Consider the following 15,372-nt stretch of genomic DNA (forward strand, 5'->3'; position numbering starts at 1 on the left):
CTCCGGGTCAATACACCTAGTGCTGACGCCGCCGCCCGGGCGAGCGGCAGGAACGCGAACAGCACGGCCGCGGCCACCGAACCACCGAGCACCGCACCGGCCAGCACGTCGTGCGGATAGTGCGCCCCCACCAGGACCCGCAGCAGCGCCGCCGCCGCCGCCAACGGCAGGGTGACGGCGGCCAGTCGCGGCCGCAGCAGGGCCAGCCCGACGCCGAGCCCGGCCGCGAGGGTGGCGTGGTTGCTCGGGAAGGACCAGTCGCCGGGCGGCGGGCACTCGGCTACCGCCGCCGCGCCGCGGAGCAGGACCCGGCAGGGGCGCTCCTCGTCGACGACCAGCTTCACGGCCTCACTGATCGCGTAGGCGAGTACGGCGCCGGTCCCGGTGAGCACCGCACCGGCGGAGACCCGGGTGTCGCCCCGTCGTACGGCACACCACCAGACCCACACCAGCAGCAGTCCGAGTACCACCAGCGCCCCGTCACAGGCCGCCTCCAGCACCGTTCCCGCCCAGGCGGGTACGTCGTCCACCGCCCCGGTCAGCGAGCGGTACACCGACGCCGAGGCGCCGTCCGTCACCTCCACGGCCTGTTCGGTCCCGAGGCCTCCCGGGGCGAGTCCCACGACGGTGGCCGCTCCCGCAGCCAGGACAGCGCAAGCGGGCAGAGACCGTGCGCCTCGGGTCCGGCTTCCGGATTGTCTTCTCATGAGGCCCGAACCTAGGCACTGCGGCGGCGGAACTCCCGGGCCGAACGACAGGGGCCGCCCCTGACGAAGGCCGGGGGTCCGTCCTCCCGCGGGCTTCCAATCTGACGCATCGTCAGCTCTAATCGAAGGGTGATGGGACACGCAGGCATGGCCGCAACCGCAGTCCGCTACCTCCGGTCCGTCGGTGCTCCGACGGCCGCTGCTCCCGAGCGGGTCGATCCACTGCCACGCCCCGCGCTGCGGGCCGTCGGCGACGACGAGCGGCTGCCGCTCGACCGGGGTGAGTTCCGCCGCGTGCTGGGGCACTTCGCCAGTGGCGTCACCATCGTCACCGCGCACGATCCGGCCGGCCCGGCGGGCTTCGCCTGCCAGTCGTTCGCCTCGCTCTCGCTGGACCCGCCGCTGGTCACGTTCATGGTCGCCCGTACGTCGACGACCTGGCCGCGCATCGCCCGCGCGGGGGCCTTCTGCGTCAACATCCTGGGCGCGGACCAGGGCGCGCTGTGCCGGGGCTTCGCGGTCAGCGGGGCCGACAAGTTCGCCGGGGTGGCGTACTCCTCCGCCCCCGGGACGGGTTCGCCGCTGCTGGAGGGCGTGCCCGCCTGGGTCGACTGCCGCATCCAGGCCGTCCACACCGGCGGCGACCATCTGATCGTGGTCGGCCGGGTGGAGGCGCTGGGTGCGGCGGCGGACGGGGAAGGGCCGCTGCTGTTTCACCGAGGGGTGTTCGGGCACTTCGGCAGCTGACCGCCTCACCTCACGACGGCGTCCGCGGGCAGCCCCTTCACCCGGCGGATCATCAGCGCCATCAGCGCCGCCATCGCGCACAGCGCCCCCGCCGCGTACCAGACCACGTCGTACGAACCGAAGTGGTCGCGCGCCACCCCGCCGAGGAACGCCACCAGTGCCGCACCCACCTGGTGGGAGGCGAGGACCCAGCCGAAGACGATCGCGCTGTCCTCGCCGTACTGCTCCCGGCACAGGGCCAGGGTCGGCGGGACCGTGGCGACCCAGTCGAGGCCGTAGAAGACGATGAAGAAGACCATCGGCGGCTCCACGGTGGCCTGCATCAGGACCGGCAGGAAGAGGAGCGAGATCCCGCGCAGGGAGTAGTAGACGGCCAGCAGCCGACGGGCGTCGTAGCGGTCGGTGAGCCAGCCTGAGAAGACCGTGCCGATGATGTCGAAGATCCCGATGACGGCGAGCAGCGAGGCCGCGGCGGTGATGGGCATGTGGTGGTCGTGGGCCGAGGGCACGAAGTGGGTGCGGATCAGGCCGTTGGTGGAGGCGCCGCAGATCGCGAACGACCCGGCCAGCAGCCAGAAAGGTCCGGTGCGAGCCGAGTCGAACAGGACGCGTACGGTCCGGCGCGCCGCCCCGCTCGCGGGTGCCGGCTTGGCGACGTACTCCCCGCCGTACGGGGCGAGGCCCACGTCGGCCGGGTGGTCGCGCATCAGCAGCATGACGAACGGGACGACGGCCAAGGCGGCCAGAGCGACGGTCACCGAGGCGGGCTGCCAGCCGTGCCGGTCGACGATCCAGGCGCACAGGGGCAGGAAGACGAGCTGCCCCGAGGCGCCGGCCGCGGTGAGGATGCCGGTGACCAGGCCCCGGCGGGCGACGAACCAGCGGTTGGTGACCGTCGCGGAGAAGGACATCGCCATCGCGCCCGTACCGAGGCCGACGAGCAAGCCCCAGTAGATCATCAGCTGCCAGGCCGCGGTCATCCATACGCTGGCCAGCGCACCGGCCGCCACGGCGCTGAGGGCGACGACCACGACCCGGCGGATGCCGAACCGGTCCATCAGCGCCGCGGCGAACGGCGCGGTGAGCCCGTACAGCGCCATGTCGATCGAGACGGCCAGCCCGATCTCCCCGCGCGACCACCCGAAGTCCTCGTGCAGAGGGTCGATGAGCAGCCCGGGCAGGGCGTTGAAGGCGGCACCGCCGATGATCGTCACGAAGGCGACGGCGGCGACGATCCAGGCACGGTGGATGCGGCGGACGCGGCGGCGCCGGGGTGCCTCGTGGCCGGTCCACGGGCTGTCGTCGCGGGCGGCGGGTTCGGTTGTCTGGGTCACGCTCCCCACCATCCGGCTCCTGCGGCACCTCCCACGAGTGGCCCGAAGGACAGGGTTCGCAGGAATCGGGCCACGACCCGCCACCCGGCCGCCGCCCGCCCCGGACCCGGTGATCCGCATGCGCGTACGATCTGCGTCGATCGGCGGCCGGGCCCACCACGCACGGCGTGCGTACGCGCCCACGCCGCTTCGTCCATGTCCCGGGGGTTTGTCATGCAGTGGGTCGAACGTCAGCACTTCCACCACAGGTCCGCGCTGATGCAGGGCTGGGGGGCCGCTCTGCTGCTCGTCGCCTGCGTGTTGTGGGTGTGGCTGGGCTTCCTGATGTGGGATCAGGACGACTCGTTGTACTGCTTCCGCGCGTCGTCGATCTGCGAGCTGGACAGCACCATGCCCAAGCAGCTGGTCCTCCTGGCCGTCTCCGCACCCCTCTCGGTGGCCGGCTCGGCGCTGCTCGTCGCGGGCAGTGTGCGCCGGCAGACCAGCGCCCACGTGCTCCGCGTCATCGAGATGCAGCAGTCCGAGGAGCGGTCACGCCGGAAGTAGCCGCCGCGCACACGGCCCAGGCGGCCGCCGCACCCACCGCGTACCAGAGCAGGTCGGGTGCGTTGAACGTCGAGCCGAGCACCAGCCGCGCCGCCGTGCTGCGTTCGGACAGTTCAGCGGGTACGCCGGTGAGCTGGAACAGCTCCACCGCCCAGCTGATCCCCAGCCCGGCACCGGCCACGGCGAGCGGCCGGACGCGGGGTGCGCACAGGACGACGAGGGCGCAGACCAGGACGGTGTAGAGCGCGTCACCCGCGTACTTGGCGACCGCGCCGTCCGCCACGGTACGCACCCCGAGCCCGGCCGCGACGGTCAGCACGGCCGCCCCCGCCGCGACGCCCCGGGCCCGGCGCGCAGTTCGCCGCCGCTCGCTCACCCGATCCGCTCCAGCCGCCGGATCGGCCGGGCCGCCAGCAGGACGCCCACCGCCAGCATGTTGATCACCGCACCGGCGAGCAGCACCTCCGGGGCGCCCAGCCGGTCCGCGACCGGACCCGCCAGCGCGCGGCCCGCCGCCAGCATCAGCAGCGAGCCGGCCACGTCGTACGCGTGCAGCCGGTTCAGCGCCTCCGGCGGCACATGCGTCTGGACGGTCGTCGACCACATCACCAGCCAGAACGCGAACGCCGCGCCCGCCACGAACTGTCCGGCCCCCAGCGCGAGCACCGGCAGTCCGAGCCCCAGCACCACCAGGTTCACGCACACCCCGGTCAGGGCGAAGGCCCCCGCGGTCAGCGGGCGGCGCGGCCGCAGCCGCAGGGCCAGCAGGCCGCCGAGGACGCTGCCCGCGCCGTTCACCGCCATCATCGCGCCGTACGTCCCCGAACCGTGGGCCTCGGTGACCTCGACGGCGGTCAGCGGGAGCATCGGCCCGAGCACGGCGAAGCCGTACACCGTCCAGATCGCGATCACGCCCCACAGCCAGCTGCGCGCCCTGAACTCACGCCAGCCGTCCACCAGTTCCGCGACGAACGTCCCGCGCGGGGCCTCGTCCGACGGGGCGGGCGCGAGCCTCAGCAGGAAGAGGCAGATGCCGGAGACCAGGAACGTCGTCGCGTTCGCCGCGTAGACCGCGCCGGCGCTCGCCAGCCCGACGAGCATGCCCGCGAACGCCGGGCCGGCCATGGTCATCAGCGCCTCGGACACCCGCAGCACCGCATTGCCGCGCTGCACGTCCGTCGCCACGCGCGGGGTCGTCGACGCGACCCCCGGCTGGAAGAGCGCCGCCCCCACGCCGGCCACCGCGCTCAGCGCGTACACCGCCCACAGCGGCGGGTTGCCGGTGGCGAAGGAGACCGCGAGCACCGAGGCGCCGATCAGCCGCAGCGCGTCGGCGATGATCATCATCCGGCGCGGGGTGAAACGATCCGCCAGGACGCCGCCGAAGAGGACGAACAGGGCCAGCGGGCCCATCCAGGCCGCCAGCGCGAACCCCACCGAGGAGTGCGGCCGCCCGGCTCCCAGCAGCCCCGCGGTGAGCGCCACCGGGATCATTCCGTCGCCGAACAGGGCGGCGGTCCGGGCCACGAAGAAGAGCCGGAAGTTGCGGTTCCAGAGCCGGTCCGGTCCTAGGGGCGAACACGGCAGCGGCGGCAGGGGCGGCGCATCGCGCAGAGCGCCTTGATGATCCACGGCGGGAATGCCCGCGAGGTCTGCTGACTTTTCCTTCACACCGAGGACATGTATCAGCTTATGGTCTACACCAGCTAGTGCGAAGGGAGTCGGTACCGTGCCACACCGGGTCGTCGTTCTCGCCCTCGATGGGCTGCTCCCCTTCGAACTGGGCATCCCCCAAAGGATCTTCGGCCGTTCGCTCGGTTCCGAGCCGCTGAACCGGGGCAGGAAACTGTACGAAGTCGTGACCTGCTCGATCCGGCCGCCCGGCCCGGTCAGCACCGACGCGGACTTCACGATCACCGTCGAGAACGGCCCGGAGACGCTCGCCACGGCCGACACCGTGGTGATCCCCGCCAGCTACGAACTCGGCCCCGTCTACACCGAGGGCCGGCTGACCGACGAACTCGCCGCCGCGTTCGCGTACATCAGGCCGGGCACCCGGATGGTCTCCATCTGCACCGGCAGCTACGTGCTCGCCGCGGCCGGATACCTCGACGGGCGCCCGGCCACCACCCACTGGTCCTCCGCCGACCACTTCCAGAAGCTGTTCCCCGCCGTGCGGGTCGACCCCGACGTCCTGTTCATCGACGACGGGGACGTCCTCACGTCCGCCGGGGTCGCCGCCGGCATCGACCTGTGCCTGCACATGGTGCGCCGCGACCACGGCACCGCCGTCGCCAACGATGTCGCCCGGCGCACGGTCGTACCGCCGCACCGCGACGGCGGCCAGGCGCAGTACATCCAGCGCCCGCTCCCCGATCCGGGCGTCTCGGCCACGACCACCGCCCGCGCCTGGGCGCTCGGCCGGCTGGAGGCGCCGATCCTGCTGCGCGACATGGCGCAGCAGGAGTCGATGAGCGTACGGACTTTCACCCGGCGGTTCCGCGAGGAGGTCGGGGTCAGCCCCGTCCAGTGGCTGACCCAGCAGCGTGTGGAGCTGGCCCGCCGGCTGCTGGAGTCCACCGACCTGTCGGTCGACCGGATCGCACGGGACGCCGGCTTCGGCACCCCCACCTCGCTGCGGCAGCACATGCAGGCGGCGCTGGGGGTGTCGCCGACGATGTACCGGCGGACGTTCCGGTCGACGGCGGCCGGGGCGCGCTAGAAGACCAGCACACCCCGGGCCACCCGTCCGTGGTGCGCGTCGTCCGCCGCCTTGGCGAAGTCCTCCACCGGGTAGGTCTCGGTGACCAGTTCGTCCAGCAGCAGCCGGCCCTCCCGGTACAGCTCCGCGTACAGCGCGATGTCGCGCTGCGGGCGCGAGGAGCCGTAGCGGCAGCCCAGGATCGACTTGTCCAGGTACATGGACGAGACGAGGAACGAGGCCTCGGCCGTCGCCGCCGGTACGCCGAGCAGGATCGCCTGGCCGTGCCGGTCCAGCAGGTCGATCGCGGTACGGATCAGCTCGGTGCGGCCCACGCACTCGAAGGCGTGGTCGGCGCCGTGCGGAAGGATCTCCTTGACCCCTTCGGCCGAGGTGAGGAAGTGCGTGGCGCCGAACTGACGGGCCACGGCCTCCTTGTCGGGGTTGGAGTCGACCGCGACGATGGTCAGCGCACCGGCGATCCGCGCGCCCTGGATCACGTTGAGCCCGATGCCGCCGGTGCCGATGACGACGACGCTCTCACCGCGGTCGACCTTGGCCCGGTTCAGTACGGCTCCGACTCCCGTCAGCACTCCGCAGCCGATCAGGGCGGCCGAGGTCAGGGGCAGGTCGGCGGGGATCTTCACCGCCTGCACGGCCTTGACCAGGGTCCGTTCGGCGAAGGCCGAGTTGGACGCGAACTGGTACAGCGGTTTCCCGCCGCGCGAGAACGGCTGGCCCGGCATCCCGATGGCCTTGCGGCACATCGTGGGCCTGCCCCGGTCGCACTGGGCGCAGGCGCCGCAGCTGGCGAGCGTGGACAGCGACACGTGGTCGCCGGGCGCGACATGGCTCACGCCCGCGCCGACCGCCTCGACGACGCCGGCGCCCTCGTGGCCGAGCACGACCGGCAGCGGGAACGGGATCGTCCCGTCGATCACCGACAGATCGCTGTGGCAGAGCCCTGCCGCGGCGATGCCGACCAGCACCTCGCCGGGGCCGGGGTCGCGTATCTCCAGGTCGTCGACGACCTCGGTCCGTTTGCCGTCGAAGACGACGCCTCTCATCTCGGCTCCCTCGGTAGGCCGAGCGCGTGCTGCGCTCGGCGGTGGTGTTCCGATGGGCCCGGGGCCCTGTCGCGCCGATCCGTTTGGGGGCCGACGCCCCACTCCCTGCCCGCCTTCGGGCCCATTTCAAGCCCGCCCGCACACTGGCGACCCCTTTCACGCCCCTCCGGCGATTGAGGAGCGGGGTCCGGGGCAGCGCCCCGGGAACGCGCCCGCGCCGGCAACCGAGGCTCGGCCCCCACCGGGGGCTCCGCCCCCGCACCCCCGCTCCTCAATCGCCGGAGGGGCTTGATGTGCGCCTCGCACCCCGCAGAGTCCGGGAGGCTGAAGATCCGCATCGCCCTCGCACGTCCGAGGAGATGCATGTGCGCATCGCCCTCCGCACGTCCAAGAAGCGGAATGTGCGCATCGCCCCTCGCAGGCCAAGGAGCCGAAGATCCGCATCGCCCCCGCAGGTCCAAGGAACTGAACATGCGCATCGCCCCCGGCAGGGGACAGGCGGCCTACGCGTTCGGCCGGTCCGCGGCCTTCGCCGCCGCGGCCATCGCCTCCAGCTGCGCCAGCATCGGCATCGGGTCCGTGCCGACCGTCCCGGGCAGGAAGTCCGCGATGCGTTCCGGAGTCCACGCCGCCCCTTCCGCATAGCCCGCGCGCAGCTCCCTCGGCTGGGCCCAGACCGCGATCTTCGGGCCCGCGATCGTGTACACCTGGCCGGTGATCTTCTCCGCGCGGGCGCGCTCGCTGAGCAGGTAGACGACGAGCGCGGCCACGTCCTCCGGTTCGCCGATCTCCTTCAGCTCCATGGGGACGTTCGCCGACATCCGGGTACGCGCCACCGGCGCGACCGCGTTCGCCGTGACGCCGTACTTGTGGAGGCCGAGCGCCGCGCTGCGGACGAGCGAGATGATGCCGCCCTTGGCCGCGCTGTAGTTCGCCTGGGCGACGCTGCCCTGGTGGTTGCCGCTCGTGAAGCCGATGAGCGTGCCGGCGCCCTCCTGCTTGCGCATCACCGCCGAGGCCGCCCGGAAGACGGTGAACGTGCCCTTGAGGTGGGTGGCGACCACGGGGTCCCACTCCGCCTCGGACATGTTGAAGAGCATGCGTTCGCGCAGGATCCCGGCCACGCAGACGACGCCGTCGATCCGGCCGAACTGCGCGAGCGCGGTGTCCACGACCCGCTGCCCGCCCGCCATGGTGGAGATGTCGTCCGCCACCGCGACCGCTTCGCCACCCGCCGCCACGATCTCCTTGACGACGGACTCGGCTATCTCGCTGGCGGGTTCACCTCCCTCGATGGAGACGCCGTAGTCGTTGACCACGACCCGCGCCCCCTCCGCCGCCGCGGCGAGCGCGACGGCCCGCCCGATGCCGCGACCGGCACCCGTCACTGCCACGACCTTGCCTGCCAAGAAGTTCCCCATGCCCGGCCCCTTCCCGCGGTTTCTGACGGACCGTTAGATTCTATGGGTCATCAGGTCCACCGGCACAAGCCCCAGGAGGCGCCATGTCTTTGCCGGACGAGTTCCACGACCTCGCCAAGCGCGTGAACAACTGGGGTCGGTGGGGCGGCGACGACGAGATCGGGACCCTCAACCTCATCACCGACGAGGTCGTACGGGAGGCGGCGGCCACCGTCCGCAGCGGCCGGCGCATCCCGCTGGCCCTCCCGCTCCAGCAGGACGGCGTCCAGAACGGGCTCATCCCGGGGCGGGTCAATCCGCTGCACACCATGGTCCAGATCAACCAGGAGCTCTTCGGCCCCGGCACCGTCGCCACCAGCGACGACAGCGTGGTCATGAGCCTCCAGACCGCCACCCACTGGGACGCGCTCACCCACGCCTCGCACTCGGGGAAGATCTACAACGGCCGGCCCGCCGCCACCATCACCGCCCACGGCGGCGCACGGTTCAGCGGCATCGACAAGGCGCCGCACATCGTCTCGCGCGGGGTTCTCCTCGACGTCGCCCGCGCCCACGGCGTGGACCGGCTGCCGGGCGCCCACGCGGTCACGCCCGAGGACCTGGAGGCGGCCGAGGAGCTGGCCGGGGTCCGGGTCCGGGCCGGGGACATCGTCCTCGTACGGACGGGGCAGGTGCAGGTGTACCTCTCCGGGGACAAGAACGCCTACGGGTATCCGTCACCGGGTCTGTCGATCCGCACGCCGGAGTGGTTCCGGGCCCGCGACGTGGCCGCGGTCGCCAACGACACGCTGACCTTCGAGATCTTCCCGCCGGAGATCGAGGACCTGTGGCTGGGGGTGCACGCACTCGACCTGGTCGAGATGGGCATGCTCCAGGGCCAGAACTGGAACCTGGAGGACTTGTCCACAGCCTGTGCGGACGCGGGGCGCTACGCCTTCCTGCTCTCCGCCATGCCTGAGCCCTTCGTCGGCGCCACCGGCACGCCGGTCGCCCCGGTCGCGATCCTCTGAGCCGCCGCCGCGCGCACGGCAACCCGCCACCGGCCTCCCCGCGCGCGGGCGGCGCCGCCGCTACGCGCGGTGGCTGCCCGCGTGCGCCTCGTGTGCCTCGTACGCGGCGCCCGCACCGCACCCCTCGGCGCCTTCGCGCTCAGGGGGGCCGGGTTGCAGCTGCACCTGGATCAGCGGGATACCTCGGTCGACCTCGCACCAGATCCGCTTGCCCGCGCCCTCCGGCTGCCAGCCCCAGCGGTCGGCCAGACCGTCGACCAGTTCAAGGCCGCGGCCGCCGGTGTCCTCGCCCTGCGCGTGCCGCTGCTGCGGCGGGCGGCAGCTGGTGTCGGCCACCTCGACCCGGACGGTCCCGGCGTTGCCCGGGGCGCCCGTCGAGCCGAACAGCATGCGCAGCACGGCCGGACAGCCCGTGTGCACGACCGCGTTCGTGACCAGCTCCGAGATGAGCAGGATGAGCGTCTCGGCCAGCGGCTCGTCGTCTCCTATCCCGGACCCGACGAGCCTCGAACGCGCCCATCTGCGGGCCCGTCCGACCTCCGCGGGGTCGGGCCCGACCTCCAACTGAACCTGAAGCACCTGCACCGCTCACACCATCCGAACCGGCGGACACATCGCCTCGCGCCTCCTCAGGGTCACGGAACGTGATTCCCTTACGAGACAGCATGGTTGACGTACAGTCACCGCAACAAGCGCTTCGGGCATATTCCAACGCGAAGGAGTACGCGTGGTGCATACTGTGCGACGCGCGTTGCGGAGAGTCGAACAGAGGCGCGCAGTCGCCCCGGGAATCGCTTCCCCGGCAGGCCCGGCGCTTCCGTATGGATCACGAGCAGGGCACCTCTCGCGGACCGGAGTCGCCGCACAGGCCACATCCGGATCGCCAGGTTCCAGAACCACTCGCATCCAACGGAGCGTACCCGAGCCCGGCGCCGACTCCGGCCCGTGACGAATTACGCAAAGGACACAAGGCGGTATCGGGACGTAACGACTGCGCTGAGTCACTCCGCAGCGTGAACCTCAGGGGTCCGTCGCGTCACCAGCGTGCACCGGGCACCCACGCCCCCGCTCAGCCCAGATCGGCCGCCAGCACCTCCTCCGCGTCCGCCGACGTCAGCCACTGCCCGGACCGCAGCCAGGCCCGCTTGAGACGCAGGTGGACATCCGCCTCCCAGGTGAAGCCCATGCCGCCGTGCACCTGGAGGCAGTCGCGGGCGTTGTCGACGGCCGCCTCGTCGGCGAGGAGCTTGGCCGCGGCGGCCTCCACCGGGTCCCCGGTCACCGCGGCCGCGTAGACGGCGCTGCGGGCCGGCTCGGCGCGCACCAGCATTCCGGCACACAGATGCTTGACCGCCTGGAACACCCCGATCGGCGCACCGAACTGTTCCCGCTCACCGGCGTGTTGGACGGCCGCCTCCAGGCTGCGGGTGGCGCTGCCGAGCTGTTCGGCCGCGGCCAGCAGCGCGCCCTCGCACCGCAGCCGCGCCCCGTCGGGCAGCACCTCACCCTCGTACGCGGACAGGTCCGGCACCCGCCACAGGGGCGTACCCGGGTCGAGCGACCGCACCGGCCGGGCCTCGTCCACCAGCCGCCGCAGCGCCCCGCCGCTCACCAGCCGCGTCCGGTCCCCGTCCAGGACCAGCAGCGCGTCGGCCCCCTCCAGGTGTCCCACGGGTCGCCCCGCCTCCGCCAGCGCGACCACGGCCTCGCCCTCGGCCACCCCCTTCACCGCGCCCGCGGCGAGCTGGGTGGCGGCCAGCGGCCCGGGCAGCAGCGCCCGCCCCACCTCCTCGAACAAGAGTACGGATTCGGGCAGTCCGAGACCGACCCCGCCCGCCGCCTCCGGCAACCGCAGCGCGAAGAACCCGGCCGCACCGAGCTCCCGCCACAGCGCCCGGTCCACGCCCCCTCCCCGCTCGTGCGCCGCCCGCATCCGGTCCCTGTCGAACCGGCCGGCGAGCAGGCCCCGTATCCCCGCCCGCAGGGCCCGCTGGTCCTGTGAGAGCTGGAAGTCCACTCCCCGCTCACCGCCCCTTCGGCAGGCCGAGAATCCGCTCGGCGACGATGTTCCGCTGGATCTGCGAGGTGCCGGCCGCGATCGTGTACGAGAGCGAGGAGAGCCGGTCCAGTACCCACTCCCGGTCCAGATCCAGGGCGTCTCCGGCGCCGAGCACCTCGGCCGCCGCCTCGTACAGCTCCTGGCGGACGTGCGAGTACCGCAGCTTGAAGACCGAACCGCCGATCCCGGGTACTCCCCCACTGGCCTGCGCCTCACTGACGTTCCACTGGGTGAGCCGCCACAGCGCGCGGAACTCGGCACTCAGCCTGCCGAGCCTCCGGCGCAGCACCGCGTCGTCCCAGCGCCCGTTCCTGCGGGCCTCGGCGGCCAGCGCGTCCAGCGTCCGGCGGCAGGCGACGACCTCCCCGACGAACGCCGTGCCGCGCTCGAAGGAGAGCGTGACCATGGTGACCCGCCAGCCGTCGTTCTCCGCCCCGACCCGGTGCGAGACGGGCACCCGCACCTCGTCGAGGAACATCTCGACGAACTCGGTGGACCCGGCGAGCGTCCGCAGCGGCCGGACGGTGACGCCGGGGGCGTCCATCCGCATCGCGAGCCAGCTGATGCCGCGGTGCTTCGGCGCCTGCGCGTCCGTCCTCACCAGCAGCTCGCACCAGTCGGCGACCTCCGCGTGCGAGGTCCAGATCTTCTGCCCGCTCACCACGTAGTCGTCGCCGTCGCGCACCGCCCGGGTCCGCAGCGAGGCCAGGTCCGATCCCGCGTCCGGCTCGCTGAACCCCTGGCACCACATCTCCTCGCCCCGCAGCACCGGCGGCAGCCAGCGGGCCCGCTGCCCGGCGGTGCCCTCGGCGGCGATGGTGGGCCCGGCGTGCAGCAGCCCGACGAAGTTCGCCCCGACGTAGGGCGCCCCGGCCCGCTCGGTCTCCTCCAGGAAGATCAGGTGCTGCGTGGGTGTGGCGCCGCGGCCACCTGCGTCGGCGGGCCAGTGCAGGCCCGCGTACCCGGCGTCGTACAACAACCGCTGCCAGCCGGCGTCGTACGCCCTGCGGCCCGGCCAGTCACCGGGATCCGGCTTCCCGGGCAGCCCCGGGAGCACCGAGCCCAGCCACTCCCGCAGCCGCGCCCGGAAGGCTTCCTCTTCCTCCGTGTAGGCAAGGTCCATGTCGCACGCGCCTACTTGTCGAGGTCGAGACCGAGCATCCGGATCGCGTTCCCGCGCATCAGTTTGTAGATGGTCTCGTCGTCCAGTCCCTTGACGTGGTCGAGCGCGACCTCCTTGGTGTGCGGGAAGGTCGAGTCGACGTGCGGGTAGTCCGTCTCGAACGTCGCGTTGTCACGCCCCACGACATCGAGCGAGGCGACGCCGTGCTTGTCGCGGAAGAAGCAGCAGAACATCTGCCGGTAGTAGTACGTGGACGGCGGCTCGGGAATCAGGTCGCGCACCCCGCCCCACGCCCGGTGCTCCTCCCAGACGTCGTCGGCGCGCTCCAGCGCGTACGGGATCCAGCCCATCTGGCCCTCGCTGTACGCGAGCTTGAGCTGCGGGAACTTCACCAGCACGCCGCTGAACAGGAAGTCCATCATCGAGGCCATCGCGTTGTTGAAGGAGAGCGAGGCCTGGACGGCGGGCGGGGCGTCCGGTGAGGCGGCGGGCATCTGCGAGCTGGACCCGATGTGCATGTTCACGACCGTTCCGGTCTCCTGGCAGACGGCGAAGAACGGGTCCCAGTACCCGGTGTGGATCGACGGCAGCCCCAGATAGGTCGGGATCTCCGAGAAGGTCACCGCCCGCACCCCGCGCGCAGCGTTCCGCCTGATCTCCGCGACGGCCAGACCGATGTCCCAGAGCGGGATGATGCACAGCGGGATCAGCCGGCCTCCGCTGTCCCCGCACCACTCCTCGACCATCCAGTCGTTGTACGCGCGCACGCAGGCGAGCGCGACCTCCTTGTCGTGGGCTTCCGCGAAGGTCTGCCCGCAGAAGCGCGGGAAGGTGGGGAAGCAGAGGCTCGCCTCGACGTGGTTGAGGTCCATGTCCTTGAGCCGCTCGACGGGGTCCCAGCATCCACGCCGCATCTCGGCCCGGGTGATCCCCTCCAGCGTCATGTCGTCCCGGTCGAACCCCACGGCGGCGATGTTCCGCTTGTACGGGAACTTGAGGTCCTCGTAGATCCACCAGTCGGTCGGCGGCCCGTCCGGGTCCATCGTGATGACGTACTTCCCGCCCGTGTACGCCAGCTCCCCGATGCCCGCGGTCAGGGGCTGCGGTCCGCGCTCGCGGTACTTGGCGGGCAGCCAGGTCGAGAAGAGGTGCGGCGGCTCGATCACATGGTCGTCGACGCTGACGATCCGAGGCAGTTCCGTCATGGTGTCCCCTTCGGCGCTCGCATTTCTGATGACCCGTCAGATTGACGTCGACCACAGGCTAGCCCCGCACCCCTGGACCGACAAGGCGCAGCGCTCTACGCTCTCCGCACTATCTGACTACCCGTCAGCTGTGAGGGGTTCGCCGTGAACGAGACCGCACACGCCCTGGGTGCATCGGGCACCTTCTGGGAGCTCATCGAACGCCGGGCCGCCCTGACGCCGGAGCGGCCCTTCCTGATCCAGGACGACCGCACGCTCGCCTTCGGCGAGCTGCGCACCCGGGCCGAAAGGGTGGCGGCGGGCCTGTACGCCATGGGCGTACGCCCCGGAACCGTCGTCGCCTGGCAACTGCCGACCCGGCTGGAGACGGCGCTGCTGTCCTTCGCGCTGGCCCGGATCGGTGCGGTGCAGACGCCCGTCATCCCCTTCTACCGCGACCGCGAGGTCGGCTTCGCCCTGCGTGAGTCGAAGGCGGAGTTCTTCGCGGTGCCGGGCACCTGGCGCGGCTTCGACCACACCACGATGGCCGCCCGCCTGTCGGCGGACCTCCCGCACCCGCCGCAGGTCTTCGAGGCGTACGACACCCTCCCGGACGGCGACCCTTCCGTCCTGCCCCTCCTGCCTGGCCCACGCGCTGCACCTGTCGGCGGACGACGTCGGCTCGATGGCCTTCCCGTTCGCCCATGTCGCCGGGCCGGACTACTCGGTGATGCTGCTGCTGTACGGCTTCCCCGCGGTGCTGTTCGAGCACTTCGCGATGCCGGACGCACTGGCGGGCTACCGGCGTCACGGGGTGACGGTCGCGGGCGGCTCCACGGCCTTCTACTCCATGTTCCTGACGGAACAGCGCAAGGCCCCGTCCACCCCGGTCGTCCCCACCCTCCGCCTGCTGGCGGGCGGCGGCGCCCCGAAGCCCCCGGAGATCTACCACGCGGTGGTCCGCGAGATGGGCGTCCAGCTCACCCACGGCTACGGCATGACCGAGGTCCCCATGATCACGATGGGCGCCCCCGACGACACCGTGGAACACCTCGCCGAGACGGAGGGCCGGCCGCCCGAGGGCATGGAGATCCGGATCACCGACGAGGACGGCAAGCCGCTGCCGTACGACACGGACGGCGAGGTCCGGCTGCGGGGCGAGGCGGTCTGCCAGGGCTACCTGGCCGCCGCGAGCCCCTTCGACGCCGAGGGCTTCCTGATCACGGGGGACGTCGGGCACGTCCGTCCCAGCGGGCACCTCGTGCTCACCGGCCGGCTGAAGGACATCATCATCCGCAAGGGCGAGAACATCTCGGCGAAGGAGATAGAGGACCTCCTGGCCCGCCATCCCGGCGTGGGCGACGCGGCGGTGATCGGTCTCCCGGACCAGTCACGCGGCGAACGCGTCTGCGCGGTGGTGGAGCAGCCGCCGAACGCCGCGCCTCTCACCCTCCCCGAGCTGACCGCGTACCT

The 15,372-nt window shown here is 72.1% G+C and carries 14 protein-coding genes and 1 pseudogene; 5 read left to right on the top strand and 10 right to left on the bottom strand.

Annotated features, from left to right (window positions below; all coding sequences use genetic code 11):
- Nucleotides 1-707 (bottom strand): phosphatase PAP2 family protein (locus tag JGS39_RS33715; RefSeq protein ID WP_219573556.1); only part of this gene is annotated, 707 nt, incomplete at its 3' end.
- 147 nt (nucleotides 708-854) lie between these two features.
- On the opposite strand from JGS39_RS33715, the gene JGS39_RS33720 reads away from it, so the two are divergent.
- On the top strand, nucleotides 855-1,454 hold the full coding sequence (locus tag JGS39_RS33720; RefSeq protein ID WP_219573557.1) for a flavin reductase family protein: 600 nt from the start codon (nucleotides 855-857) through the stop codon (nucleotides 1,452-1,454).
- A gap of 5 nt (nucleotides 1,455-1,459) precedes the next feature.
- Here the strand turns inward: JGS39_RS33720 and JGS39_RS33725 are convergent, their stop codons facing one another.
- Nucleotides 1,460-2,800 (bottom strand): MFS transporter, encoded by a 1,341-nt coding sequence (locus JGS39_RS33725; protein ID WP_219573558.1) that lies wholly within the window; start codon nucleotides 2,798-2,800, stop codon nucleotides 1,460-1,462.
- Between the two features lie 201 nt (nucleotides 2,801-3,001).
- Between JGS39_RS33725 and JGS39_RS33730 the strand changes: the two genes are divergently transcribed.
- Nucleotides 3,002-3,334, top strand: coding sequence for a hypothetical protein (locus JGS39_RS33730; protein WP_219573559.1), 333 nt, complete (start codon nucleotides 3,002-3,004; stop codon nucleotides 3,332-3,334).
- On the opposite strand, the gene JGS39_RS33735 is transcribed toward JGS39_RS33730, so the two are convergent.
- Entirely contained in the window at nucleotides 3,291-3,710 is a 420-nt protein-coding gene (locus JGS39_RS33735) for a ribosomal maturation YjgA family protein (protein WP_219573560.1), read from the bottom strand. The two genes, JGS39_RS33730 and JGS39_RS33735, sit on opposite strands and share 44 nt — an antisense overlap.
- Nucleotides 3,707-4,948: an MFS transporter gene (locus tag JGS39_RS33740; RefSeq protein WP_371930666.1), complete on the bottom strand. Its 1,242-nt coding sequence runs from the start codon at nucleotides 4,946-4,948 to the stop codon at nucleotides 3,707-3,709. The genes JGS39_RS33735 and JGS39_RS33740 overlap by 4 nt, the downstream gene beginning before the upstream one ends.
- A 115-nt stretch (nucleotides 4,949-5,063) precedes the next feature.
- On the opposite strand from JGS39_RS33740, the gene JGS39_RS33745 reads away from it, so the two are divergent.
- Nucleotides 5,064-6,056, top strand: a complete 993-nt coding sequence (locus JGS39_RS33745; RefSeq protein WP_219573561.1) for a GlxA family transcriptional regulator — start codon at nucleotides 5,064-5,066, stop codon at nucleotides 6,054-6,056.
- Here the strand turns inward: JGS39_RS33745 and JGS39_RS33750 are convergent.
- Both JGS39_RS33750 and JGS39_RS33755 read right to left on the bottom strand, forming a co-directional pair.
- The gene (locus JGS39_RS33750) at nucleotides 6,053-7,102 is read right to left on the bottom strand and encodes a Zn-dependent alcohol dehydrogenase (protein ID WP_219573562.1); all 1,050 of its coding nucleotides are present in this window, start codon (nucleotides 7,100-7,102) and stop codon (nucleotides 6,053-6,055) included. The two genes, JGS39_RS33745 and JGS39_RS33750, sit on opposite strands and share 4 nt — an antisense overlap.
- A gap of 503 nt (nucleotides 7,103-7,605) precedes the next feature.
- Entirely contained in the window at nucleotides 7,606-8,523 is a 918-nt protein-coding gene (locus JGS39_RS33755; protein ID WP_219573563.1) for an SDR family oxidoreductase, read from the bottom strand.
- A gap of 83 nt (nucleotides 8,524-8,606) precedes the next feature.
- Between JGS39_RS33755 and JGS39_RS33760 the strand changes: the two genes are divergently transcribed.
- Nucleotides 8,607-9,533 (top strand): cyclase family protein, encoded by a 927-nt coding sequence (locus JGS39_RS33760; RefSeq protein WP_219573564.1) that lies wholly within the window; start codon nucleotides 8,607-8,609, stop codon nucleotides 9,531-9,533.
- A gap of 60 nt (nucleotides 9,534-9,593) precedes the next feature.
- On the opposite strand, the gene JGS39_RS33765 is transcribed toward JGS39_RS33760, so the two are convergent.
- From JGS39_RS33765 to JGS39_RS33780, 4 genes are all read right to left on the bottom strand, one after another.
- The gene (locus JGS39_RS33765) at nucleotides 9,594-10,118 is read right to left on the bottom strand and encodes an ATP-binding protein (protein ID WP_306082863.1); all 525 of its coding nucleotides are present in this window, start codon (nucleotides 10,116-10,118) and stop codon (nucleotides 9,594-9,596) included.
- A 484-nt stretch (nucleotides 10,119-10,602) separates the two neighbouring features.
- Nucleotides 10,603-11,550 carry an acyl-CoA dehydrogenase family protein gene (locus JGS39_RS33770; protein ID WP_219573565.1) on the bottom strand — a complete coding sequence of 316 codons (948 nt, stop codon included), beginning with the start codon at nucleotides 11,548-11,550 and terminating at the stop codon, nucleotides 10,603-10,605.
- A 7-nt stretch (nucleotides 11,551-11,557) separates the two neighbouring features.
- Nucleotides 11,558-12,715, bottom strand: coding sequence for an acyl-CoA dehydrogenase (locus JGS39_RS33775; RefSeq protein ID WP_219573566.1), 1,158 nt, complete (start codon nucleotides 12,713-12,715; stop codon nucleotides 11,558-11,560).
- An 11-nt stretch (nucleotides 12,716-12,726) separates the two neighbouring features.
- Nucleotides 12,727-13,920, bottom strand: coding sequence for an amidohydrolase family protein (locus JGS39_RS33780; RefSeq protein ID WP_219573567.1), 1,194 nt, complete (start codon nucleotides 13,918-13,920; stop codon nucleotides 12,727-12,729).
- 144 nt (nucleotides 13,921-14,064) lie between these two features.
- On the opposite strand from JGS39_RS33780, the pseudogene JGS39_RS33785 reads away from it, so the two are divergent.
- Nucleotides 14,065-15,372 (top strand): annotated as a pseudogene (locus tag JGS39_RS33785) (class I adenylate-forming enzyme family protein); the annotation flags it as partial.

The organism is Streptomyces poriferorum, from assembly GCF_019399235.1.
GTDB classification, from domain to species: domain Bacteria; phylum Actinomycetota; class Actinomycetes; order Streptomycetales; family Streptomycetaceae; genus Streptomyces; species Streptomyces poriferorum.